The organism is Dactylosporangium sp. NPDC051541 (assembly GCF_044454505.1).
Lineage (GTDB): Bacteria > Actinomycetota > Actinomycetes > Mycobacteriales > Micromonosporaceae > Dactylosporangium.
In genome coordinates, this window is the sequence record NZ_JBITDU010000002.1 from 521,229 (window position 1) to 543,402 (window position 22,174).

At 72.1% G+C, this 22,174-nt stretch carries 24 protein-coding genes and 1 riboswitch; of the genes, 10 read left to right on the forward strand and 14 right to left on the reverse strand.

Annotation, left to right across the window (positions count from 1 at the left end):
• Nucleotides 1-34 precede the first annotated feature (34 nt).
• Complete coding sequence (locus tag ACIA8L_RS10465; RefSeq protein WP_395902700.1) at nt 35-520, forward strand: flavin reductase family protein; 486 nt, start codon at nt 35-37, stop codon at nt 518-520.
• A gap of 314 nt (nt 521-834) precedes the next feature.
• Here the strand turns inward: ACIA8L_RS10465 and ACIA8L_RS10470 are convergent, their stop codons facing one another.
• Nucleotides 835-1,326 (reverse strand): hypothetical protein, encoded by a 492-nt coding sequence (locus ACIA8L_RS10470; protein ID WP_395902702.1) that lies wholly within the window; start codon nt 1,324-1,326, stop codon nt 835-837.
• Nucleotides 1,327-1,887: 561 nt separating this feature from the next.
• On the opposite strand from ACIA8L_RS10470, the gene ACIA8L_RS10475 reads away from it, so the two are divergent.
• Together ACIA8L_RS10475 and ACIA8L_RS10480 are read left to right on the forward strand one after the other, a co-directional pair.
• Nucleotides 1,888-2,388, forward strand: a complete 501-nt coding sequence (locus ACIA8L_RS10475; protein ID WP_395902704.1) for a hemerythrin domain-containing protein — start codon at nt 1,888-1,890, stop codon at nt 2,386-2,388.
• Between the two features lie 10 nt (nt 2,389-2,398).
• Complete coding sequence (locus ACIA8L_RS10480) at nt 2,399-3,379, forward strand: LLM class F420-dependent oxidoreductase (protein ID WP_395902706.1); 981 nt, start codon at nt 2,399-2,401, stop codon at nt 3,377-3,379.
• A 61-nt stretch (nt 3,380-3,440) separates the two neighbouring features.
• Here the strand turns inward: ACIA8L_RS10480 and ACIA8L_RS10485 are convergent, their stop codons facing one another.
• Nucleotides 3,441-5,708, reverse strand: a complete 2,268-nt coding sequence (locus tag ACIA8L_RS10485) for a catalase (RefSeq protein WP_395902708.1) — start codon at nt 5,706-5,708, stop codon at nt 3,441-3,443.
• Nucleotides 5,709-5,812: 104 nt separating this feature from the next.
• A riboswitch (cobalamin riboswitch) is annotated at nt 5,813-5,945 on the forward strand.
• Between the two features lie 33 nt (nt 5,946-5,978).
• On the opposite strand from ACIA8L_RS10485, the gene ACIA8L_RS10490 reads away from it, so the two are divergent.
• Nucleotides 5,979-6,203, forward strand: a complete 225-nt coding sequence (locus tag ACIA8L_RS10490; protein ID WP_395902710.1) for a CbtB-domain containing protein — start codon at nt 5,979-5,981, stop codon at nt 6,201-6,203.
• A gap of 1 nt (nt 6,204) precedes the next feature.
• Nucleotides 6,205-7,062 (forward strand): CbtA family protein, encoded by an 858-nt coding sequence (locus ACIA8L_RS10495; RefSeq protein WP_395902712.1) that lies wholly within the window; start codon nt 6,205-6,207, stop codon nt 7,060-7,062.
• On the opposite strand, the gene ACIA8L_RS10500 is transcribed toward ACIA8L_RS10495, so the two are convergent.
• From ACIA8L_RS10500 to ACIA8L_RS10515, 4 genes are read right to left on the reverse strand one after another with little or no spacing between them, the layout of a single operon-like run.
• Nucleotides 7,059-7,640 (reverse strand): flavodoxin family protein, encoded by a 582-nt coding sequence (locus tag ACIA8L_RS10500; RefSeq protein ID WP_395902714.1) that lies wholly within the window; start codon nt 7,638-7,640, stop codon nt 7,059-7,061. The two genes, ACIA8L_RS10495 and ACIA8L_RS10500, sit on opposite strands and share 4 nt — an antisense overlap.
• Nucleotides 7,641-8,579 carry a TIGR03557 family F420-dependent LLM class oxidoreductase gene (locus ACIA8L_RS10505; protein WP_395902716.1) on the reverse strand — a complete coding sequence of 313 codons (939 nt, stop codon included), beginning with the start codon at nt 8,577-8,579 and terminating at the stop codon, nt 7,641-7,643.
• A gap of 9 nt (nt 8,580-8,588) precedes the next feature.
• Nucleotides 8,589-9,203, reverse strand: a complete 615-nt coding sequence (locus ACIA8L_RS10510) for an NADPH-dependent F420 reductase (RefSeq protein WP_395902718.1) — start codon at nt 9,201-9,203, stop codon at nt 8,589-8,591.
• Nucleotides 9,200-10,228 carry an LLM class flavin-dependent oxidoreductase gene (locus ACIA8L_RS10515; protein WP_395902720.1) on the reverse strand — a complete coding sequence of 343 codons (1,029 nt, stop codon included), beginning with the start codon at nt 10,226-10,228 and terminating at the stop codon, nt 9,200-9,202. Before ACIA8L_RS10515 ends, ACIA8L_RS10510 begins: the two co-directional genes overlap by 4 nt.
• Before the next feature lie 87 nt (nt 10,229-10,315).
• Here ACIA8L_RS10515 and ACIA8L_RS10520 point away from each other — a divergent pair, with 87 nt between their 5' ends.
• Complete coding sequence (locus ACIA8L_RS10520) at nt 10,316-10,771, forward strand: MarR family winged helix-turn-helix transcriptional regulator (RefSeq protein WP_395902722.1); 456 nt, start codon at nt 10,316-10,318, stop codon at nt 10,769-10,771.
• A 54-nt stretch (nt 10,772-10,825) separates the two neighbouring features.
• Entirely contained in the window at nt 10,826-11,971 is a 1,146-nt protein-coding gene (locus tag ACIA8L_RS10525) for a hypothetical protein (RefSeq protein WP_395902724.1), read from the forward strand.
• 7 nt (nt 11,972-11,978) lie between these two features.
• Here the strand turns inward: ACIA8L_RS10525 and ACIA8L_RS10530 are convergent, their stop codons facing one another.
• Nucleotides 11,979-12,554, reverse strand: coding sequence for a TetR/AcrR family transcriptional regulator (locus ACIA8L_RS10530; RefSeq protein ID WP_395902726.1), 576 nt, complete (start codon nt 12,552-12,554; stop codon nt 11,979-11,981).
• 93 nt (nt 12,555-12,647) lie between these two features.
• Between ACIA8L_RS10530 and ACIA8L_RS10535 the strand changes: the two genes are divergently transcribed.
• Both ACIA8L_RS10535 and ACIA8L_RS10540 read left to right on the forward strand, forming a co-directional pair.
• Nucleotides 12,648-13,538, forward strand: a complete 891-nt coding sequence (locus tag ACIA8L_RS10535; protein ID WP_395902727.1) for an oxidoreductase — start codon at nt 12,648-12,650, stop codon at nt 13,536-13,538.
• A gap of 49 nt (nt 13,539-13,587) precedes the next feature.
• Nucleotides 13,588-14,685: an NADH:flavin oxidoreductase gene (locus tag ACIA8L_RS10540; RefSeq protein WP_395902729.1), complete on the forward strand. Its 1,098-nt coding sequence runs from the start codon at nt 13,588-13,590 to the stop codon at nt 14,683-14,685.
• On the opposite strand, the gene ACIA8L_RS10545 is transcribed toward ACIA8L_RS10540, so the two are convergent.
• Nucleotides 14,652-15,392 (reverse strand): hypothetical protein, encoded by a 741-nt coding sequence (locus tag ACIA8L_RS10545; RefSeq protein ID WP_395902731.1) that lies wholly within the window; start codon nt 15,390-15,392, stop codon nt 14,652-14,654. The genes ACIA8L_RS10540 and ACIA8L_RS10545 overlap by 34 nt on opposite strands.
• A 37-nt stretch (nt 15,393-15,429) precedes the next feature.
• A complete protein-coding gene (locus ACIA8L_RS10550) occupies nt 15,430-16,218 on the reverse strand; it encodes an alpha/beta fold hydrolase (protein ID WP_395902732.1) in 789 nt (262 codons plus the stop codon).
• A gap of 184 nt (nt 16,219-16,402) precedes the next feature.
• Between ACIA8L_RS10550 and ACIA8L_RS10555 the strand changes: the two genes are divergently transcribed.
• Nucleotides 16,403-16,648: a hypothetical protein gene (locus ACIA8L_RS10555; RefSeq protein WP_395902734.1), complete on the forward strand. Its 246-nt coding sequence runs from the start codon at nt 16,403-16,405 to the stop codon at nt 16,646-16,648.
• Between the two features lie 2 nt (nt 16,649-16,650).
• On the opposite strand, the gene ACIA8L_RS10560 is transcribed toward ACIA8L_RS10555, so the two are convergent.
• The 5 genes from ACIA8L_RS10560 to ACIA8L_RS10580 all read right to left on the reverse strand — a co-directional run bounded on the left by ACIA8L_RS10560 (nt 16,651) and on the right by ACIA8L_RS10580 (nt 22,089).
• Nucleotides 16,651-19,188, reverse strand: a complete 2,538-nt coding sequence (locus tag ACIA8L_RS10560) for an MMPL family transporter (protein WP_395902736.1) — start codon at nt 19,186-19,188, stop codon at nt 16,651-16,653.
• A gap of 183 nt (nt 19,189-19,371) precedes the next feature.
• Nucleotides 19,372-19,572, reverse strand: a complete 201-nt coding sequence (locus ACIA8L_RS10565) for a hypothetical protein (RefSeq protein ID WP_395902738.1) — start codon at nt 19,570-19,572, stop codon at nt 19,372-19,374.
• 35 nt (nt 19,573-19,607) lie between these two features.
• Nucleotides 19,608-20,027 carry a DUF1622 domain-containing protein gene (locus tag ACIA8L_RS10570; protein WP_395902740.1) on the reverse strand — a complete coding sequence of 140 codons (420 nt, stop codon included), beginning with the start codon at nt 20,025-20,027 and terminating at the stop codon, nt 19,608-19,610.
• Between the two features lie 21 nt (nt 20,028-20,048).
• The gene (locus ACIA8L_RS10575; RefSeq protein ID WP_395902742.1) at nt 20,049-20,942 is read right to left on the reverse strand and encodes an MBL fold metallo-hydrolase; all 894 of its coding nucleotides are present in this window, start codon (nt 20,940-20,942) and stop codon (nt 20,049-20,051) included.
• 79 nt (nt 20,943-21,021) lie between these two features.
• Nucleotides 21,022-22,089 (reverse strand): glycoside hydrolase family 11 protein, encoded by a 1,068-nt coding sequence (locus ACIA8L_RS10580; RefSeq protein WP_395902744.1) that lies wholly within the window; start codon nt 22,087-22,089, stop codon nt 21,022-21,024.
• Nucleotides 22,090-22,174 lie beyond the last annotated feature (85 nt).

Genomic DNA, 22,174 nt, shown 5'->3' on the forward strand with positions numbered 1-22,174 from the left:
GACCGGTACACCAGCGGAAAGCAGGGCCGACCCGATGACCGCTCCCGCAGTGCTCTCCCCCGCCGACCTTCGCCGCGTCTTCGGCGCGTTCCCGACCGGCGTCACCGCGATCGCCGCGGTCGTCGACGGTACCCCGGTGGGCCTGGCCGCCAGCTCCTTCACCTCGGTCTCCCTCGACCCGCCGCTGGCCTCGGTGTGCATCGCCCGCACCTCCACCACCTGGCCGGTCCTGCGCCGGGCGACCCGCCTCGGCGTCAGCGTCCTCGCCGCCGACCAGGAGCGCCTCGGCCGCCAGCTCTCCCAGCGCACCGGCGACCGCTTCGCCGGCGCGACCTGGCGCACCAGCCGCGACGGCGAGATCCTCCTCGACGGCGCCTGCGCGTGGCTGGACTGCACGATCGAGGAGGAGTACCCGGCCGGCGACCACGAGATCGTCCTGCTGCGCATCCACGACCTCGACGCCGACCACGACGCCGCCCCGCTCGTCTTCCACCGCAGCGGCTTCAACCGCCTCCGCTGACCAACCCCGCCACCCCGAACCCTTTCCTCTGCTCTTATTCTTGAGCCGAAGGCCCCGCTACCCCCCGCAGCAATCGCCGCCGCCCGAATTCTTCTTCTATTCTTATTCTTGAGCCGAAGGCCCCCGCTCCGCTACCACCGAAAGCCGACCACGGCGGACCCCGCAGCAATTGCCGCCACCCAAACTCTTCTTCTATTCTTATTCTTGAGCCGAACGCCCCCGCCCCGCTACCACCGAAAGCCGACCACGGCGGACCCGCAGGGCCAGACGAGCCGCAACCAACAAACCGCGACCAAACTACGGTCGAAACCACGCTACTCCGGTAGTTCCCATCGGCCGAGCTCACATTGCGGTGCCCCTCCAGCCGGAGCATGTCGACCCGACCCCGGCGGGCCGTGCGCGCGATAGCCGACAAACACCCGGTGACCGGCACCGGCGCTTCTCGATCGCGACGCTGCACACATGAGCCGAATCCACGGGCGAGATCGCTCAATGCCCTCCGGCGCCGCCACCTCCGCCGGCTCAGCGGCGCGGGCGTCCTCAGCGCCGTCCGCATCGGGGGCCGGCGTCGGCTCCTCGAGCTCTTCCAGCGGCTGGGCCTGCTCCGGTGGTCGGGCCCGCTCCCGTGACTGGGCCTGCTCCGGCGCATCGGCGAGCCGGGCCGGTCGGGCCGCCCGGGCCTCCAGCCACTCCTCCGTGGTCACCGGCACGTTGTCGCCGTAGATCTGGCGCAGCCTGGCCTCGTGCCGTTTCCGCAGTCCCCAGTCGCGTTGCTCTTGATGCACGCGACGGAACTCTTCGACCATGGGGCTGTATTTCCGCGATCGGGTCCGATCGCGGAGTCCGGCCTGTTCACTTCGGCCGATCAAGCTCATCTGCCCCCGCATACGATAATTATCTCAGCCGTGGTCGATACCCGCATCCATCACTATTTCACATAGCGCATGTGGCCTCTTTTGTTTTCCGGTTGGAGGGGCACCGCAATGTGAGCTCGGCCGATGGGAACTACCGGAGTAGCGTGGTTTCTACCGTAGTTTGGTCGCGGTTTGTTGGTTGCGGCTCGCCTGGCGCCGCGCGGTCCGTCGTGGTCGGCTTTCGGTGGTGGCGATTCGTGGGGCTTCGGCGAAAAGCAGTGGTCGGCTTTCGGTGGTGGCGATTCGTGGGGCTTCGGCGAGGAATTCACAAGTCCGGGCCGCGGGACCGTCGGGCTGCTCCGCTCACCGGCGGGCACGTCGGCGTGCCGGCCTCCCCGTGGCGGCACCCTCCGGGCATCGGTGGTGGCGGGAAGTCCGGAAGTGAGGTCCGTTTGCGCTGAGCGCCGCCGGGTACGCCGTAGCTGTTCCGCCCGTACGCGGTAAGGAGATTGCATGTCGACCGACGCCATTGTGCTGCTCAAGGACGACCACAAGAACGTCAAGCGGCTGTTCAAGGAGTTTCAGGCCGCCGAGGAGGGCCCGGCCGCGCGCAAGGCCGAGATCGTGGAGCAGATCCTCAAGGAACTGACGGTCCACACGTACATCGAGAACGAGGTCATGTACCCCGAGGTCCGCAAGCTGCTGCCGGACCTCGAGGACGACGTGCTCGAGTCCTACGAGGAGCACCACGTCGCCGACGTGCTGTGCTTCGAGCTCGCCACGATGGACGCGGACGACGAGCACTTCGACGCCAAGGTCACCGTGCTCATCGAGAACGTCACGCACCACATCGAGGAAGAGGAGCAGGAGTGGTTCCCGAAGGTCCGTGAGGGCCTCGGGCGCAACCAGCTCCAGGAGATCGGCGCGCGGATGCTGGAGCTCAAGCCGAAGGCGCCGACGAAGCCCACGCAGCCGGCGGCGCTCAAGAAGGCGCTCGACGCCATGCGGGCCTGAGGCGCCGGCCGTGGTCAACTTCGGGTACACCCTGATGACCGAGCAGAGCGGGCCGAAGGACCTGGTCCGCTACGCGGTGCGGGCGGAGGAGGCCGGCTTCGACTTCGAGGTCTGCAGCGACCACTACTCGCCGTGGCTGACCGAGCAGGGCCACGCCCCCTACGCGTGGTCCGTCCTCGGCGCCGTCGCCCACGCGACCAGCCGGGTCGAGCTGGCGACGTATGTGACGTGCCCGATCCAGCGGTACCACCCGGCGGTCGTGGCGCAGAAGGCGGCGACGATCCAGCTGCTCGCCGACGGGCGGTTCATCCTCGGCCTCGGCGCCGGGGAGAACCTCAACGAGCACGTCACCGGCGAGGGCTGGCCACCGGTCGCCCAGCGCCAGGACATGCTCGAGGAGGCGGTGCAGATCATCCGGGCCCTGCACACCGGCGAGCTCGTCACGTGGGAGGGCGACTACTTCCGGATCGACTCGGCCCGGGTCTGGGACGCCCCCGACGGTGGCGTACCGATCGGGCTGGCGGTGTCCGGTGACAAGTCGGTCGAGCGGTTCGCGCCGCTCGGTGACCACCTGATCGCCGTCGAGCCCGACGCCGACCTGGTCAAGGGCTGGACCGGCGCCCGGCCGGCCGGTGCCGCGAAGTCCCGGGCCATCGGGCAGATCCCGATCTGCTGGGCCCCCGACAAGCAGCAGGCGATCGACCTGGCCCACGAGCAGTTCCGGTGGTTCGGCGGCGGCTGGTTCGTCAACGCCGACCTGCCGACCCCGGCCGGGTTCCAGGCGGCCAGCCAGTTCGTGCGCAAGGAGGACGTCGCCGGCTCGATCGCCTGCGGCCCCGACCTCGACGAGCTGGCCGAGAGCGTCCGGCCCTACTGGGAGGCGGGCTTCACCGACGTCGCCGTCGTCCAGGTCGGCGACGCCCTGCAGCAGCGCTTCCTCGACGAGGCGGCCGGTCCGCTCCTGGAGCGGCTGCGCACGCTCGCGAAGTGAGGTCGTACAGCAACGAGGTGGGCACCCGGGCGACCCGGATGCCCACCTCATTTGTTTCCGGTCAGGCGACGGAGGCCGGGAAGCGCTCCCAGACCCGGTGCAGCGCGAGCAGCGGCTGCAGGGCCGTGAGGGCGGCCGCACCGCCGTCAGCGGTGACGACCCCCGGGCTGCCGGCCACGCCGACCTGCTGCAGGGCCTCCGCGCCGGCGCCCCACGCGCCGATCGCCTTGCCGTGCCGCCAGCACTCGTCGACCAGCAGCAGCACCCGCGGGTCCACGGTCGCCGAGTCGGACGCGCCGGCCTTCGAGTCGCGGGCCGGGACGGCGTCCGGTGACGGCGGCGGCGCGGCCGCCAGCAGCAGCGCGTCGAACTCGACCGAACGGGCGGCGGCGAAGGTCCGCTGGACCGTCAGGTCGCCGATCAGGCCGCCGTGCGGGCCGATGACCAGCGGCACCATGCCGGCGCCGAGGATCGTGCGGCGGACCGCGTCGACGTCCTCGGTGCCGCCCGTCTCCGGGCCCACGACGATGCCGATGACCCGGCCGTCCGGCGGCCACTCCTGCCCGATCTGCGACAGCGCCGGGCTCGGGGCGACCTCCTCCAGCAGGGGCTCGCTCGGCTTCGGCGCCGGCAGTCCCAGGCCCGCGGCGACCTCGGCGCACAGCACCGGGTCGATGTTGGCCAGGCACTGCAGCTGGCGCTCCCGGATCTCCTGGTGGAAGCAGCGGGACAGCTCGAACGTGTAGGCGTTGATGATGTGCTCGCGCTCGACCGGCGTCATGCTCAGCCAGAACAGCCGCACCTGGCTGTAGTGGTCGGCGAACGAGGCCGGGTTGGCCCGCACCTTCGGCGCCTCCGTGACGGTCACCGGCAGGTCCGCGAACGTGCCCTGGTCGGCGCCGGCCGGGAACGGGTTGCCGCCGTCGAGGGAGTTGGGGCGGTACGGTGCCACGCCGCCGTGCACCGCCTGCTGGTGGAAGCCGTCGCGGAGCATGTCGTTGACGGGCGCGTGCGGCCGGTTGATCGGGATCTGGTTGAAGTTCGGCCCGGCCAGCCGGGTGATCTGGGTGTCGACGTAGGAGAACAGCCGGCCCTGCAGCAGCGGGTCGTTGGTGACGTCGATGCCGGGCGGCAGGTGCCCGAGGTGGAAGGCGCTCTGCTCGACCTCGGCGAAGAAGTTCGTCGGGGTCCGGTCCAGCACCATGCGCCCGACCGGCTGCACCGGGGCGAGCTCCTCCGGCACGATCTTCGTCGGGTCGAGCAGGTCGACCCCGGCGAACGTCTCGTCCGGCGTGTCCGGGAAGACCTGCAGGCCCAGCTCGTACTCCGGGAACGCGCCGGCCTCGATGGCGTCGTAGAGGTCGCGACGGTGGTAGTCCGGGTCGACCCCGGCGATCAGCTGCGCCTCCTCCCAGGTCAGGGAGTGCACGCCGAGCTTGGGCTTCCAGTGGAACTTGACCAGGGCCGTCTCCCCGGCCGCGTTCACCAGCCGGAAGGTGTGGACGCCGAAGCCCTCCATCATCCGGTACGAGCGCGGGATGCCCCGGTCCGACATGTTCCACATCGTGTGGTGCTGGGCCTCGGTGTGCAGCGACACGAAGTCCCAGAACGTGTCGTGCGCGCTCTGGGCCTGCGGGATCTCGCGGTCCGGGTGCGGCTTGCCGGCGTGGATGATGTCCGGGAACTTGATCGCGTCCTGGATGAAGAACACCGGAATGTTGTTGCCGACGAGGTCAAAGTTGCCCTCCTCGGTGTAGAACTTCGTGGCGAAGCCGCGGGTGTCGCGCACCGTGTCGGCCGAGCCTCGCGAACCCAGCACGGTGGAGAAGCGGACGAAGACGTCGGTGCGCACGTCCTTGGCCAGGAAGGCCGCCGTGGTGACGTCGGCGGCGGTGCCGTACCCCACGAAATAGCCGTGGGCGCCGGTCCCGCGGGCGTGCACGACCCGCTCGGGGATGCGCTCGTGGTCGAAGTGCGTGATCTTCTCGCGGAAGTGGTGGTCCTGCATCAGGATCGGGCCGCGCGGCCCGGCCTTCAGCGAGTGGTCGGTGTCGCGCAGGCGGGTGCCGGTCGACGTGGTGAGGAACTCGCCCTGCTGCGCGTTGCTGATCGGCGGCGCCCCGGTCTTCGCCCCGGTGGGGCTGACCGTCTCCGGGGTTCCCTGCTCCTTGGACGGCGGCGGCGGGCCGGTCGGGTCGGTCGGCTCGGTCAAGGACGGCGTGACACTGCCCGGCTTGCCGGGCACATCGGGCGTCAGCGCATCGGTCACCTTGGCGGCCGCGGCCTCGACGACATCCTTGACCACCTCGGTTGGCTTGCGAGATTCCATATGGCCGCCGGTACCCGGGCGGATCGGGGCAAAACAATCCACCCGATCGATCAAGATCGTGAATCGCGGCACTGGCCGGGCCTGCGGATTGACGGCCGACGGTCGCTGCCCGTAGCGTCGGCGGTACTTGACGGCGACAGGAAGCCGGTGAAAGCCCGGCACGGTCGCGCCACTGTGAGTCGCACACCCCGAGGTGAGCGGTGAGTCAGACCCTCCGCCGTCAACTGCCACTGCACTAGAGGGACGCAAGATCCCTGAAGGAGGCTCCACATGAGCGTATCGTCACCGACCCCCGCGCCCGCCGCCGTCGCGACGCCGGTCGTCATCCCGCTGTCCCGGTCGCTGGTCTGGCTGGTCGGCACCGCCGCGTTCGCCGCCCTGCTCTACTACTTCATCGGCATCGACCAGGGCGCCGTCTCGGTCTTCGGCGCCGACGCCCACGTGCACGAGTTCGTGCACGACGGCCGGCACTTCCTCGGCTTCCCCTGCCACTGACATGGAGAAGCGCATCATCTTCCGCGGCGCCCTCGCCGGGCTCGCCGCGGGCCTCGTCGCGTTCGTCTTCGCCCGCATCTTCGCCGAGCCGCTGATCCAGCGGGCCATCGACTACGAGGGCGGCCGCGACGAGGCCCAGCACGCCCTCGACTCGGCCGCCGGCGTGGGCGGCGCCGACGAGCACGGCGCCGAACTGTTCAGCCGGACCGTGCAGGGCAACATCGGCATCGGCGTCGGCATGCTCCTGTTCGGCCTGGCCATGGGCGCCCTGTTCGCCGTCGCCTACATGATCTGCCTGGGCCGGGTCGGCAACCTGCGCCCCCGCAACCTGGCCGTCGCCCTGGCCGGGGCCGGCTTCCTGACGCTCGCCTTCGTGCCGTTCCTCAAATACCCGGCCAACCCGCCCGCGGTCGGCCACGAGGAGACCATCGGCCAGCGCAGCGCGTACTACCTCATCATGGTCCTGGCCTCGATCGCGTTCCTGATCCTGGCCGTCGTCCTGGGCCAGCGCCTCAAACCGCGCTTCGGCACCTGGACCGCCACGGTGCTCGCCGGCGCCGCGTTCGTCGTGGCCGCCGGGGTCCTGGGCTTCCTGCTGCCGACCTTCGGCGACCTGCCGACGAACGTCGCCGACTACGGCCGGCACGCCTCCGAAACCCCGCTGCCCCTGCGCAACGAGGCCGGCGACATCGTGTTCCCGGGCTTCGACGCGGACCTGCTCTACGAGTTCCGCCTCTACTCCCTCGGCGCGCAACTGCTCCTGTGGACCGTGATCGGCCTGACCTTCGCCCCATTGGCCGAGCGGCTCCTGGGCCACCGCCCGATCCGCGTGGAGGAGCCGACCACCGCCGCCGTCTAGTCGTCCTTGTAGGGGCTGTCGGCCAGGAGTTTGGCGAGATGAGCGGCGTGGGCGGCCAACGTCTTGGTCGCCGCGCCGGTCGTCTCCGGCTTCGGGCCGGCGTCGGCGTAGTCGAGCTTGCCCATCGCCTCGCCGACCCAGTATGTGCCGCCGCCCGCCGGGATCGTGAAGCCGACGTCGTTGAGGGCCTGGAAGACCTCGGCGGTGACGTGGTGGGCGCCGTCCTCGTTGCCGACCACGCCGACGACGCCGACCTTGCCGTGCATCGTCGGCTGGCCGATCTCGGCGTCGAGGCGCTCGAGGACGACCTTGCAGATCGACGCCGGCTGGCCCATCCAGATCGGGGTGGCGATGACCAGGATGTCGGAGCCGAGCAGCTTCGTGCGGATCTCCGGCCAGGCGTCGCCGTCGCCCTCGTCGGTGGTGACGCCGTACTTCACGTCGTGGTCGGCGACGCGGATGACCTCGCCGTCGACGTCGTGGTCGGCCAGGGCGGTGAGGATCTCCCGGCCGAGCAGCTCCGAGCTGGACGGGGCCGGTGACTTCTTGAGGGAGCAGACGAGCACGAGGGCGCGCATCTACAGGAACTCCTTCCGGTACAGGTCGATGAGCTCGGCGTAGTTCGGCCCGATGTTGGCCACGTAGACCTCGTCGAACCCGGCGTCCTCGTAGGCCTTGAGCTGCTCGGCCTGCTTGCGCGGGTCGGGGCCGCAGGCGATCGCGTCGGCCACCTGCTCCTTCGTGACCAGCTGGGACGCCTGCTCGAAGTGCTTCGGCGACGGCAGGACCTGGGACAGCTCGCCGGGCAGGCCGGAGTTCGGCCACAGCCGGTGCGCGATGTTCACACCCTCCTGCTCCGTCGCGGCGTAGCTGGCCTTGAAGCCGCCCTGGACCGGCTTGTCGCCGCCGCCGGCCGCGCGGAAGCCCTTGACGAGGTCCGCGTCGGGCATGGTGAGGATGTAGCCGTCGGCGATCCGGCCGGCGAGGTCCAGGGCCTTCGGGCCGAACGCCGACATGTACACCTTCGGCGGCGTCGCCGGGCGGGTGTACACCTGGGCCTGCTCGACCTCGTAGTGCGGGCCGCGGTGGTTGACGAACCCGCCGTCCCACAGCTTCCGCATGACGTCGACGGCCTCTTCCAGCATCTCCAGGCGCTCACCGGCCGACGGCCACCGCGCGCCGGTCACGTGCTCGTTCAACGCTTCACCGGTACCGACGCCGAGCACGAACCGGCCGTCGTGCAGGACGGCGCTGGTGGCCGCCGCCTGGGCCGTGACGGCCGGGTGGATGCGCTGGATCGGGCAGGTGACCGCGGTCGTGACGGGGATCGTGACGACCTGGCTCAGGGCCCCGATCATCGACCAGACGAACGGGCTCTGGCCCTGTTCGTCGTTCCACGGATGGTAATGGTCGGAGATCCACAGCCCCTGGAACCCGGCGTCCTGAGCCAGCCGGGCCTGCTCGATCAGCTGGGCCGGGGTGTACTCCTCACACGACAAGAAATACCCGATGCGCATGGGGGCCCATTACCCACCGAGCATCGCCCGTACCGTCTCCGCGTCCTCGTTCGCCCCGAACACCACGGTCCCCGGCTCCATCCGCACACCGGCCGCGAGGGGCCCCGCGACGACCGGGTCGAAGCCGAGGGCGTCGACGATCGCCGCGACCGCCGCCACGTCGTCCGGCCCGTCCCCGGCGACCGCGATCGCCCGCCGCCCGGGCGTCCCCGCCGGCCGCGCCCCGGCCTCGAGGTCGTGGTAGCCCATGTGGTTGAACGCCTTCACGACCCGGGAGCCGGGCAGGAACGCCTGCACCAGCTCGCTGGAGCGGCCGAGGTCGTCGCGGACCCCGTCGACCTCCCACCAGTAGTTCATGGCGTCGATGACGAGTTTGCCGGCCAGCTGCGCGACCGGCAGCGTGCGGTATCGGCCCAGCGGCAGCGCCAGGATCACGACGTCCGCCCCGCCCGCCGCCTCGGCCGCGGTCACCGCCTTCGCCCCCGGCGCGAGGACCTCGACGATGAGCGCGATCCGGGCCGGGTCACCGGAGCCGGCGATGCGCACGTCGTAGCCGGCGGCGACGGCGAGGCGGGCCAGCACGGTCCCGACCTTGCCGGCGCCCAGGATGCCGAGGGTGGTCATGCCAGCATGTCCCGGACCATCGGCATCACCTTGGTCCCGAACAGCTCCACGGAGCGCATCCGGGCCCCCACCGGCTGCGCGCCCGCGGTGTAGATGAGGTCGAACCGGCCCACGCCCAGGTCCTTGACCGTCCGGGCGATCTTGCGGGCCACGGTCTCGGGGCCGCCGATGTACAGCGAGCCGTCGGCGACCTCGGCCTCGAACTCACCCCGCCGCAGCGCGGGCCAGCCGCGCAGTGCGCCGATGCGGTCCCGGATCGTCTTGAACGGGCCGAAGAACAGCTCCTTCGCCTGCTCGTCGGTGTCCGCGACGAACCCGGGCGAGTGCATGCCCACCGGATGCGCGGACGTCCCGAGCTGGTCGGCGGCACGACGGTACAAGTGAAGATAGGGTTTGAAGCGGTTCGGGTCTCCGCCGATGATCGCGAGCATCAGCGGCAGGCCGTAGCGGGCGGTCCGGACCACGGACTGCGGTGATCCGCCCACGCCGACCCAGGTGGGGAGCCGGCCGGACTCGGTCTTCGGAAACACGTCGGCTTCAAGCAACGGCGCTCGTTTGGTACCGCTCCAGGTCACCGGCCGCTCGTCGAGCAGCTTGACGAACAGCTCCAGCTTCTCCTCGAACAGCACGTCGTAGTCGGCGAGGTCGTAGCCGAACAGCGGGAACGACTCGGTGAACGACCCGCGCCCGAGGATCACCTCGGCCCGGCCGCTGGAGATGGCGTCGAGGGTCGCGAAGCGCTGGAAGACGCGCACCGGGTCGTCGGAGCTCAGCACGGTCACGCCGGAGGCCAGCTTGATCCGCGAGGTCCGGGCCGCGATCCCGGCCAGGACGGTCTCCGGGGTCGAGATGGAGTACTCCGGCCGGTGGTGCTCCCCCAGCGCGATCCCGTCCACGCCGAGCTCGTCGGCGAGCACGGCCTCCTCGACGACCTGCCGGATCGCCGCGGCGTACGACAGCGGGGCCCCGGTGTGGTCGACCGGGACGTCCCCGAACGTGTCGAGACCGAACAACAGCTCGCTCATGGCCCTGCCCCGTTCCGTCGATGCTTGACGCGTCAATCATGCCCCGGATATGATTGACGCGTCAAGAAGATGGAGGTGACGCGGGTCATGCGCCGTTTACCAGCCCGGGACGAGCTCGCCGCGTGGCGGGAGTTCATCGAGGCGGCCGAGGCGCTGCGCACCGCGCTCGCCGCCCGCCTGCAGCACGACACCGGCCTGTCCACCGCCGACTACGCCGTCCTGCTGGCCTTGAGCGAGGCCGAGGGCACCCGGCTGCGCTCCTCGGAGCTGGCCGAACGGTGCGGCTGGGAGCGCAGCCGGCTGTCGCACCACCTGGCCCGCATGGAACGCCGCGACCTGATCCGCCGCGAGGACTGTCCCACCGACAACCGCGGCGCCGAGATCGTCCTGACCCGCCCGGGCGCGGCCGCCTTCCACGCGGCGACGGTCCCCCACCTGACCGCCGTGCGCGAACTCTTCGTCGACGCCCTGACCCCGGCCCAGCTCACCGCGGCGGCCGACCTCGCCGCCGCCCTGAAGTCCCGCCTAGCCCGCGACGCCTAGCCGCCCGGGACGACCGGCTTGCCCGGCGGCGCCGATGCATCGACAGTGGTAGGTATGGCGTCGACCGGTGAGCGGCTGGCCGCCGCGCTCGCCGGGCGGGACCTGCCGCCGCCCGGGTGGGGCCCGGCCCGGCTCGTCGTGGCCGCGGTGGCGCTGCTGCTGCACCTGACCGCCCTCGCCGCGCTGGCCGGCGGGGCCTGGCTGGTCGCGCGCGACTTCCCGAGCTTCACGATCCTGCCGGGCGTGGTCCTGCTGGCCTTCGGAGTGCTGCTGCTCCCCCGTCCGGAGAGCCTGCCGCGGTACTCCACGCGCCTGGACCGCACCCGCGCGCCCCACCTGTTCGCGTTCGTCGCGGCCGTCGCCGGTGCGGCCGGAGTCCCCGTACCGCACCTCATCGTCGTCGACGACACCTTCGACGCGGACGGCGGCACCACCGGGCTCCGGCGGCGGCGGTACCTGCGGCTGGGGTTACCACTGCTGGCCGTCCTCGACGCCGGCCAGTGCACCGCCCTGGTCGCGCACCAGCTGGCCCACACCACCACCGGCAACCCGCTGCGCACCGGGCTGACCGGCTCGGCCGACCGCAGCCTGACCGCCCTGATGGCGCTGTTCGAGCCGGGGCCGGACACCGCGCTGCGGGCGTTGCAGGACCCGGCGATCGTCAAGGCCGGGATGGGGACGCCGCCGCGGGCCGCGAACGGCAACGTCGCCGACGTCTGGTACGCCGAGCTACTCATCCGCCCGGTGCTCGCGGCGCTGCGCGGGCTGGCCGCGGCGGGCCGCCGGCTCCTGCTCACCCTGGCCGCGCCGGACGTCCACCGGGCCGAGTACCGCGCCGACGCCGTCGCCGCCGGGGTCGCCGGGACGGCCGCGACCCTGGAGCTGCTCGACGTACTCGCCCTGCGCGAGACGGTGCTGACGGTCCTGCGCCGCCACATCCGCGCCGCCGCCGACGACCGCCCGGACCCGCCGGCCTGGCGCACGCTGGCCGCCGACGCCCGGCGGCACTCGGCCGCGGCGCTGCCAGCGCTGCGCGCGGCATCGCCGTTCGCCGATCATCCGCCGCTCGAGTATCGGACCCGGCTGCTGCGGTCGCGGCCCGCGGTGGCACCGATGCCCGAGCCGCCGGACCCGGCCGGGGTCGACGCCGACCTCGCGGAGCAGTACCGCCGGATGGTTCGCGACCTGCGCTTCGGCTGAGCGGGTGCTACTCGGCCCGGTGCAGCGTGGCGTCGAGGAACAGCTCCAGGGTCTCGCCCATGAGCTCGGCCAGGGTGCGCTCGTTGCCGGCCTGGTTCCAGCGGTTGCGGGCGGCGAAGAACACCGCGGCCGCCGTCCACGCGGCGACAACGGCGGCCGGCTCGCCGGTGCCCCGTTCGCGCAGCGCGGCGGCGATCCGGGCGGCCAGGGCGGCCCGCTTGACCAGTTCCCGCTCCTGCAGCTCGGGGCTGGCCGCGATGACCCGGCCGAGCAGCTCGGCACCGCCGCGGTACTTCTCGTACATGGTGACGGCGGCCCGCTGCAGCGCGGCGACGGCGGCGTGCAGCGGGTCCACCATCGCCGGCTGGGCGGCGATCTCGGCCGCGATGAACGCCTCGGACTCCTCCTGGCCGGCGAAGACCACCTCGCGCTTGTCGGCGAAGTGGTGGAAGAACGTGCGCCGGTTGAGCCCGGCCCGCTCGGCGATCTGCGCGACGGTGGTGCCCTCGAAGCCCTGCTCGTCGAAGAGCGTCAGCGCGGCCGCGCGCAGCCGTTCGTACGCGCCGGGTTCCCATCTCGCCATAGCCCCAGCCTACGTGATTGCACTCAGTGGCATCAGCGCGGTAACGTGATGCCACTGAGTGCAATCACCCTTCGGTTGAACGGAGCTTCTGCCATGGCTGACTTCACCGCCGCCGACCTGCCCGACCTCGGCGGCCGGACGGCGATCGTGACCGGCGCCAACTCCGGCGTCGGGCGGGCGACGGCCCAGGCCCTCGCCGCCGCCGGTGCGCGGGTCGTGCTCGCCGTGCGCGACACCGGCAAGGGCCGGGCCGCCGCCGACACGATCACCGGCGCCACCGAGGTGCGCCGCCTCGACCTCGCCGACCTCGCCTCCGTGCGGGCCTTCGCCGCCGCCTGGACCGGCCCGATCGACCTGCTCGTCAACAACGCGGGCATCTCGGTGCCGCAGCGCCGCCGCACGGCCGACGGGTTCGAGCTGCAGTTCGCCACCAACCACCTCGGGCCGTTCGCGCTGACCAACCTGCTGCTCGAGCACGTCACCGACCGGGTCGTGAACCTCGCGTCGCAGGCCGAGCGCATGGGCCGGCTCGACCTCGACGACCCGGACGGCGACCGCCGCCCCTACCGGGCGTCGGCCGCCTACAACCGCTCGAAGCTGGCCAACCTGCTGTTCACCGCCGAACTGCAGCGCCGCCTGGACGCCGCCGGCTCGAAGGTTCGGGCCCTGGCCGCCCACCCGGGCCTGGTGCGCAGCGAGATCTACACGGAGACCGGGGCGGCGACCAGGCTCCTGGTCCGCCTGCTCGGCCAGAGCCCCGCGGCGGGCGCGCTGCCGGTCCTCTACGCGGCCGTCGCCGACCTGCCCGGCGACAGCTTCACCGGGCCGAGCCGCTTCGCACACATGCGCGGCGCCCCCGAGCTGATCAACCGCTCGGCCACGGCCCGCGACGCCGATCTGGCCGCGCGGCTCTGGACGCTTTCAGAGCGGCTCACCGGCACACACTTCCCGCTCGGCCGTCAAATCTCCACCGGCACGGTATGAAAAAGACCACAGCGGGAACAACCGGCACCGCGGTCGATTTGTGTGTCGTGTGACCACCGATCCGACTCCACTGTTCACGCCGTACGCACTGGGCGAGCTCGAACTGGCCAACCGCTTCGTGATGGCCCCGATGACGCGGCAGTTCTCGCCCGGCGGCGTTCCCGGCACCGACGTCGCCGCCTACTACGCCCGAAGGGCACCGCACGTCGGACTCATCGTCACCGAGGGCACCTACGTCGACCACCCGTCGGCCGGCTCCAGCGACCGGGTGCCCCGGTTCTACGGCGCCGACGCCCTGGCCGGCTGGCAGTTCGTCACCGAGGCCGTGCACGCGGCCGGCGGGCGGATCGTGCCGCAGCTGTGGCACCTCGGCGCGGTGCGGACCGAGGGCGCCCCGCCGCACCCGGGCGCACCGGTGCTGAGCCCCTCGGGTCTGCGGGCCGACGGCACCGCCGTCGGTGAGCCGGCCACCGCCGCCGACCTGGACACGGTCGTGGCCGCGTTCGCCCGGGCGGCCGCGGACGCCGAGCGCGCGGGCTTCGACGGGGTGGAGATCCACGGCGCGCACGGCTACCTGCTCGACCAGTTCCTGTGGCCGGGCACCAACCGCCGCGCCGACGACCACGGCGGCAGCCTGGCCAACCGGGCCCGGCTCAGCGCCGAGGTGATCGCCGCGATCCGGGCGAGCACCAGGCCCGGCTTCCCGGTGCTGTTCCGCTTCTCCCAGTGGAAGGGCGGCCACTTCGACGCCCGCATCGCCGACACCCCGGACGAGCTGGAGCAGCTGCTCACCCCGCTCGTCGACGCCGGCGTCACGGCCCTGCACGTGTCGACCCGGCGCTACTGGCTGCCCGCGTTCGAGGATTCGGCGCTGACCCTCGCCGGCTGGACGAAGAAGCTCACCGGCCTGCCGGTCATCGCCATCGGCTCGGTCGGCGTCCGGCAGGCGTTCCGGGGTGAGCACGAGGAGCAGGCCGAGTCGCTGAGCCTGGCCCCGCTGCTGGAACGCTTCGAGCAGGGCGAGTTCGACCTCGTCGCCCTGGGCCGGGCCCTGCTGTCCGAGCCGGCCTGGCCGACCAAGCTGGCCGCGGGCCGGGTGGCCGACATCCGCCCCTACGACAAGGCCGACGAGGCCCGCCTGGCCTGATCCTGCGGTGGTGCGGCCGCCGCGGCCCGGGCGTCGGCGGCGGCCAGCCCGGCGCGCATCGCCTCCCGGGCGGCTTCGTCCCACGGCCCGGAGGCGGTCAGCGGGATCTCGGTCATGAACCGGCGCTCCGCCTCGGGGATGAGCGCGGCGACCCGGTCGGGGTCGGTCGCCGCGGTCGCGTACAGGTTCGGGCCGTCGGCGTAGTACGGGTCGATCAGGACGAGGCGGCCGTCGGCGGTGCGCATGACGTTGGCCGGGTTGTCGTCCAGCGGGCCGCACCACGGCAGCTCGCGCCGGGCCCGGTCGTGGATCCGCCGGACGATGGCGGTGAGGTCGGCGACCGGTGGGGCGCCGGTGGCGATGGCGCAGTGGAACGCGGCGGCCTCGTCCTGGGCGACCGGTTCGAGCCATTCGAGGACCTGCAGGTCGCCGCCGCCGGCCAGGCGGCGGTGCGCGAACAGCCGCGGGACCTGGCGGGTGTGCGCGGCCTGCGTGTACAGCGCGGCGGAGTATGGGCCGACCGGGTCGAACGGGCTGATCCGCGCGGCCGCCGTGCCGTCCGGGGAGCGCAGGGCGATCGCCCAGTCGCCGGCGCCGCCGGGGCGCCAGCCGTCGCGCAGCAGCGCCGCGTGGACGTCGCGATGGCCGGCCGCCCGGGGCAGCCGCCCGACCGTCTCCGCATACGGGTCTGCGCCCGGCGACATCATGCCGCCGAGCGTAGACCAGGGGGACGGCACCGACCGGTCATGCCGCCGCGACCGTGCGGACGGCGTCGGCGATGGCGCGGAAGTCCTTTTTCAGCAGCGCACCGTGGTTGCTGGTGACCTTGGCCGCGATCTCGATCCGCGGGTTGCGGGCGACCACCTGGTCGAGGCTGGCCCGGATCCGCTCCTGCTCGTCGCCGCGGCTGCCGAGCGACGCCCCGGAGGCGACCACGTAGCGGACCGGCACCGTGACGGCGTCCAGGACCGGGCCGAGCTCGCGCTCCCGGGACAGCTTGCCGAGCTCGATGTTGCTCTCGGCCTGCTGCGCGGCGGACATCCGCGGGGTCAGGCCGGTCGGGCGGAGCAGCGGCGTGAACCAGGACATCCGCTTGAACAGCTTGCGGATGCGCACCTCCATGGCGTCGGTCAGCCAGTCGTGCGGGAACGCGCCGTCGACCAGGACCGCGCCGGCGGCCCGCTCCGGGTTGCGGTGGGCCCAGTGCGCGGCGACGTTCGCACCGTAGGACCAGCCGACGACCAGGGCCCGCTCGACCCCCCGGGCCGCGAGCACCAGGTCGACGTCCCGGACCGCCGCTTCGAACGAGTAGTCGGCCGAGCGCTTCGACCGGCCGCGGGCCCGCTCGTCGAACGTGATGTGCCGGAACCCGGCGCCCAGCTCGTTGATGACGTGCTTCCAGTACCCCTGCGTCGCGAACTGGCCGTTGCAGTAGAGCACGGGGAGGCCGGCGCCCCCGGTGTCGGTGGCGGCGAGCGCGGTGTCCTCGACCGGAATCATGCCGGTCCACTGCGTTGCGTTCGTGTTCGTCATGGCCACCACTCTCGCCACCGCCCGGGTCACCGCCCTGACACGGCCCTGACACGGCGGTGCCTGACGAAGACGAGGTTGTCACCGTCCGCGCGGGCCTCGGTCGGCCGGAGCCGGGCCCGGGACCGGGTCGCGTTCGGCCTGCTCCAGGGTTTGGCGGGGGCCGGACCGGGAACAGGAACGGGTGATGGATGCGCCGGTCTGGCTGCTGCACCTGCTCACCGCCGGGCGGGAGAAGGAGCTTGTGCTGCGGGTGCACGACGCCGACCTCTCCCGCCAGCAGCTGGCCGAGTGGATGGAAGCCGGCGCGGTGCACCCGCTGACGGTGTCGCGCTCCGGCGACGAGCAGACGTCGACCCTGCTGGTCAACTTCCGCCACGTCGTCGGAGCGCGGCTGGCACAGTACGGCGACGGCCGGTCCAGCGCCTTCTGAGGCTACGAGTGGACGAGCTCGCGGGCCGGTTCGACCGTCGGCTCGGTGGCGTTGGTCGTGCGCGCGTACCGGGGCAGCAGGGCCACGTCGGCCAGCCAGCCGAGGGCGAGGAAGCCGACGGTGCCGAGGTACCACCAGCCCTGACGCTTGCGGCCGAGGTAGAAGTGATGCGCCCCGAACAGGCCGAGGAAGAGCCACCAGGTGTACGCCACCAGGACCGACTTGCGCCGCTTGCCCTTCGCCGCCGCCGGAACCGCGACCGGGATTGAGACCAGGACCGGGGCTGGGAGCGCGGCTGCGGCCGGGACTGGGACTGAGACCAGGACTGGGGCTGGGGCTGAGACCAGGACCGGGGCTGAGACCGGGGCCGGAGCCGGAGCCGGGGCGGGCTCATCGAGGACCTTCTCCTGCAGGCCGATCACGCGGTGCAGGCGCTTCAGCCACGCCGGGGCCCACCAGTTCGCCGAGCCCAGCAGCGTCATCGTCGCCGGGACCAGGACGCAGCGGACCAGGGTCGCGTCCACCGCGACGGCCACCGCCAGGCCCAGGCCGATCTGCTGCACGCCGCCCATCTCGCCGGTCACGAAGCAGCCGAACACGATGACCATGAGCAGCGCGGCCGACGTGATGATCCGGCCCGAGTGCTGCAGGCCGCGGCGGACGGCGACGTCGGTCGGGTGCCCCTTGTCGGTGTACTCCTTGATCCGGCCGAGCAGGAACACCTCGTAGTCCATCGAGAGCCCGAACGCGAAGGCGAACACGCTCACGACAGTGAACGGGCTGAGGCCGCCGACGGTGAGGACGCCGAGGGGTTCGGCGAGGAACCCGTGCTGGAAGACGGCGGTGAGGATGCCGAACGTGGCCCCCAGTGACACGAGATTCATCAGCACGGCCTTCAGCGGTACCACCACCGAGCCTGTCATCGCGAAGAGCAGCACGACCATCGCGAGCAGCGTCACGCCCAGGGCCAGGGGCAGGCGGTCGATGATCTGCCCGACCACGTCGGTGACCATGGCACCGCTGCCGGTCACCCAGGACTCGCCGCCGCCGGGCCGGTCGGCGCGGATCCGCTCGACGAGGTCGCGCGCGGCGGGGCCTTCGGGGTCGCCGGTGGCCTCGATGCCGATCGTCGCCAGGCCGTTGCCGGCGTCCGCGGCCGGGTGGATCAGCCGGACACCGGGGGTGCCGTCGAGGCGGGCGGCCCAGGTGTCGAGCTCGGCCGGGCTGAGGTGCGCGACGACCGTGACGGCGGGCGCGGCGCTCTGCCCGTAGTTGTCCGTCAGTTCGTGCTCGACCTGCACCGACTCCATCTTCGGCGGCAGGGCGCCGAGGTCGTCGAGGTGCAGGGTGGTGCCGAGGGCCGGCAGCGCGACGGCGACCAGGGCCGCCCCGCCGAGCAGCGTGGTCAGCAGCGGCCGGCGCTGCACGATCCGGGCCAGACTTGCGAAAAAGCCGGAGTCGGGGGTACGGCGACCCGCCCGCTTCGACGGCCGGATGCGCTTGCGGGCCAGGCCGAGCAGGGCCGCGGTGAACGTCAGCGACACGAGCATGGCGGCGATGGCCACCGAGATCCCGGCCGCGCCGAGCGCACTGAGCCCGGTGATCCCGAACAGCAGCAGCCCGCTCAGCGCGGCGGCGACGGTGAGGGCACTGAACGCGATCGTCCGCCCGGCCGTGGCCCAGGCCCGCCCGAGCGCCTGCTGCGGTTCGAAGCCGGCGGCGAGCTCCTCGCGGTAGCGGGCGACGAGCAGCAGCCCGTAGTCGATGGACAGCCCGAGCCCGAGGAGCGTGACGATGGTGACCGCGTTCGAGTCGAGCTCGGTGAACTTGGTGAACACCAGCAGCATGATCATCGAGAAGGCGATGGACACGATCGCGGCGAGCACCGGCATCCCGGCGGCGATGACGCCGCCGAAGATGAACACCAGCACGACCAGGGTGATCGGCAGCGACATCGACTCGGACTTGGACAGGTCGGCCCCGGCCTGCGCGTTGGCCTGCTGGTTGATCACCGGCCCGCCCCCGGCCCGGATCCGCGCGTCGGGCTGCCCGTGCTCGCGCAGGGTCACGGCCCCCGCGTGCAGGGCGTCGGTGAGCGCGGAGGCCGCGGTGTCCTGGGCGTCGTCGCTCAGGTTCTTCAGCGTCACCTGCACCAGCAGCCCGCGATGGTCCTCGGCGACCAGACCGGCCGCCGGATCGGGTGGCAGCCCGTCGGTGAACGGGGTCACGACCTGCTGCACCCCGTCGACGCCGCGCAGCTTGTCGGCGAGGGCGCCCACGTCGGTGCGCACCTGCGGCGCGGCGGGGTCGATGCCGTCGACGACCCCGATGACGGTACCGCCCTGCGTCGACTGGGTGGCGAGCACGTTCTGCCCCCGGAACGACTCCATGTTCTTCGGACTGTTGTTCGCGGCGAGCGCGTCGAAGACCGGCCCGGCGGCGAGGACGCCGAGCACGACGGCGGCCAGCCAGATCCCGAGCACCCCCCACCGGTGCCGGAAACACCACTGCCCGACGCGCGCGATGAACCCGTGTCCCATAGCCATCCCCAATGCCGATTCCGTCGACCATCAACGGTTCTCAGCCTCGTCATCCGGGAGCGTCAGCACACTGCCGCCGACCACCGAGTCGAGCGACCGGCCACCCCCAGCCGGCAGAGGGGGGACAGCCCTACCACCCGCTGGTGGTTCAGGCCGCAGCCCGATCGCCGATCTGCGGGTGGTTCAGGCCGCCGCCCGGTCGCCGAGCCCCCGCCGCCGCCCCTCCGGCTCGGTCAGCGCGGCCGGCACGTGCGCGACGTCCATGGCGCCCAGATCGGTCCCGGGCGCGACGACCGCGAGCGCGAGGTGGGTCAACGACACCCCGGCCTGCTCAGCCACGGGCACGAGCCGCTCGACGGCGGCATGCTTGCGCCGATCGGTCATGTGCCCCGCCGGATCAGTGACGGCGAGTTGGCCTTCTACCGCTGCTGGTCCGGGCCTTCGGCGAGGGGTTCGCGGGCGGCTCGGGTGGCGTGGGCGACGGTGGTGGCGCCGCTGGTGAGGGCGCGGCGCCAGGGGGTGGTGCCCTCGATCTCGATCTGCAGGGAGAAGCTCAGGAACGTCCGGATGAGCACGATCAGGCCCAGGACGGCGACGTTGGTCAGGGTGGGGGCGACGGCTACGGTCCGGATCAGGTCGGCGGCGACCAGGACCTCCAGGCTCAACAGCAGGACACCGCCGAACGTCGCCCGCAGCGCCTGGTAGGCCCGGCGGCCGCCGTGGGTCCGCCAGGTCCAGCCGGCCAGGGCCACGGACCAGAGCAGGCCGGCGACGAGGACCGCGGCGCCGAGTGCGTCGAAGCCCTGGGCGGTGTGGTCCATCAGCTCGGTGAACGTCATCCTGGCTCCCGGCTCGGCGACTCAGACGGAGGTGGGCATCGGGCCGCCGCGCCAGGTGACGGCGTCCCGCAGGGCGGCGATCAGGTCCAGGTCGGTGCCGGCCCGGTCGGCGTAGGCGCGGTGCAGGTTGAGGACGATCCGCTCCGCGTCGGGCCAGGCGGCGAACTCGCCGAGGTCGAAGGCGCGGGCCGCCTCCAGTGGTGTGCGGTCCGGGTCCACGGCGTCGGCGACGGCCGAGTAGTACCGCCGCAGCTTGGAAAAGGCCGCGCCGATCTCCGGTCCGTGCAGCACGGGTCCGTGGCCCGGCACGAGGTGCGCGGGTTGCAGGGTGGCCATCCAGTCGAGGGCGCGGGCGGCACCGGGCAGCGAGCCCATGAAGATCAACGGGGTCAGGCCGCTGAAGACCAGGTCGCCGGCGAAGAGGACGCGCTCCCGCGGCAGCCAGGCCACGAGGTCGCCGGGGGTGTGTGCGGGGCCGCCCGGGTGCAGCAGGTCGATCCTCGTGCCGCCGGCGTGGAGCGTCACCGCGTCCCGCACGGCGACGTCGGGGAGGCGCCGGGTGACGTCGCCCCAGTCGGGGACCGGGGTCCAGAACGGCGGGCAGCCGTCGATGATCGGGTCGGTCCGCAGCGCCTCGCGCATGTGCTCGTGGCCGAACAGCACCGTGCCCGCCGGCAGGAGGCTGTTGCCGTACGTGTGGTCGCCGTGCTGGTGCGTGTTGACCGCCAGGCGCACGGGCCGGCCACCGGACACGCCGGCGACGGCGGTGAGGAAGCGGCGGGTGCGCTCGGCGGTGGCGCACGTGTCCACGATGAGGACGTCGTCGCCGCCGACGACGGCGCCGGCGTTGTTCACCCACCAGGTGCCGTCCGGCTGGACCCAGGCGTAGACGCCTTCCACGACGGTCTCGAGCATGCGCCGAGTCTAGGGCGCGACCCTCGGGCGACGGCGTGAGGCCGGGCCCGGCGCGCGGCCGGACCCGGACCCGTGGGACTCAGCTGCAGGCGGCGCCGTTGAGCGTGAAACCGCTCGGGGCGGCGTTGTTGCCGTTGTGGTTGGCCTGGAAGCCGATCGTCGTCGAGCCGCCCGGTGGGATGCTGCCGTTGTAGCTGGCGTTCGTCGCGGTCACCGCGCCGCTGGACGGGGAGTACGTCGCGTTCCAGCCGGACGTGATGGTCTGCCCGGACGCCAGGTTGAACTTCAGCTGCCAGCCGTTGATGGCTGTGGAGCCGGTGTTCGTGATGGTGATGTTGTCGGTGAGGCCGGTGTTCCAGGCGCTCACCTGGTTGGTGACCTTGCAGGCGCCGCCGCCGTTGTTCGGGGGCGGGCTGGAGACACCCGGGCTGCTCGGGCGGGGCGAGCTGGTGGTCGGGCCCGTGGTGGTGGGGCTGCTGCCCTCGCTCACCGTGATGTTCGAGCTGACGCTGCTCTGGTAGCCCTCGGTCGCCAGGACCTGGTAGTCGTGCTGGCCCAGGGTCAGGCCGGCCGCCGACCAGGCGTTGAAATGGTTGGCCGTGGTGATGGTGCCGCCGACGCGCTTGTTACGGCGGACGCTCCAGTACTGGTAGAACGTGGCGTTACCGATGATGGACGGCTGGTTGGTGCGCAGGGTGCGGTAGAGGTCGTAGGTGCTGCCGTCGGTGGTCACCGTGCCGAGCGACTGGGTGCCGTTGCTCGGGTTGTAGTTGCCGTAGGTCTCCACGACGTAGTACTCGATGAGCGGGTTGGTCGTCCAGCCGTACAGCGCCAGGTAGCAGTTGCCACCGCAGTTGAACGAGCCGGAGTAGTTCACGGTGTGGCTGGAGCCGGGCTTCCAGCCCTTGCCGACCACCGAGTTGTTGAGGTTGCTCATCGACACGCTGTACTGGCCGCCGGCGCCCAGGTTCATCGTGACGTTGCCGCTGTCCTTCCAGTACGTGAAGAAGTAGCCGTTGTGGTACCCGGTCAGGTTGGACGTAATGGTCCGGTCCGCCTCGGCGTGGGCGGTGCCGGCCACCGCCAGTGAGGTCACGGCCAGCGCGGCGGCGATGCCGGCCCCGAGGAGCAGTCTCAAGCGCTTCATGCGTCGACGCTCATCGATCACGCCGGAACCTGTCAACAACTTTCCGGAAGTGCCGCTTCGGGGGTACTGCCTCGACCGCATGTTA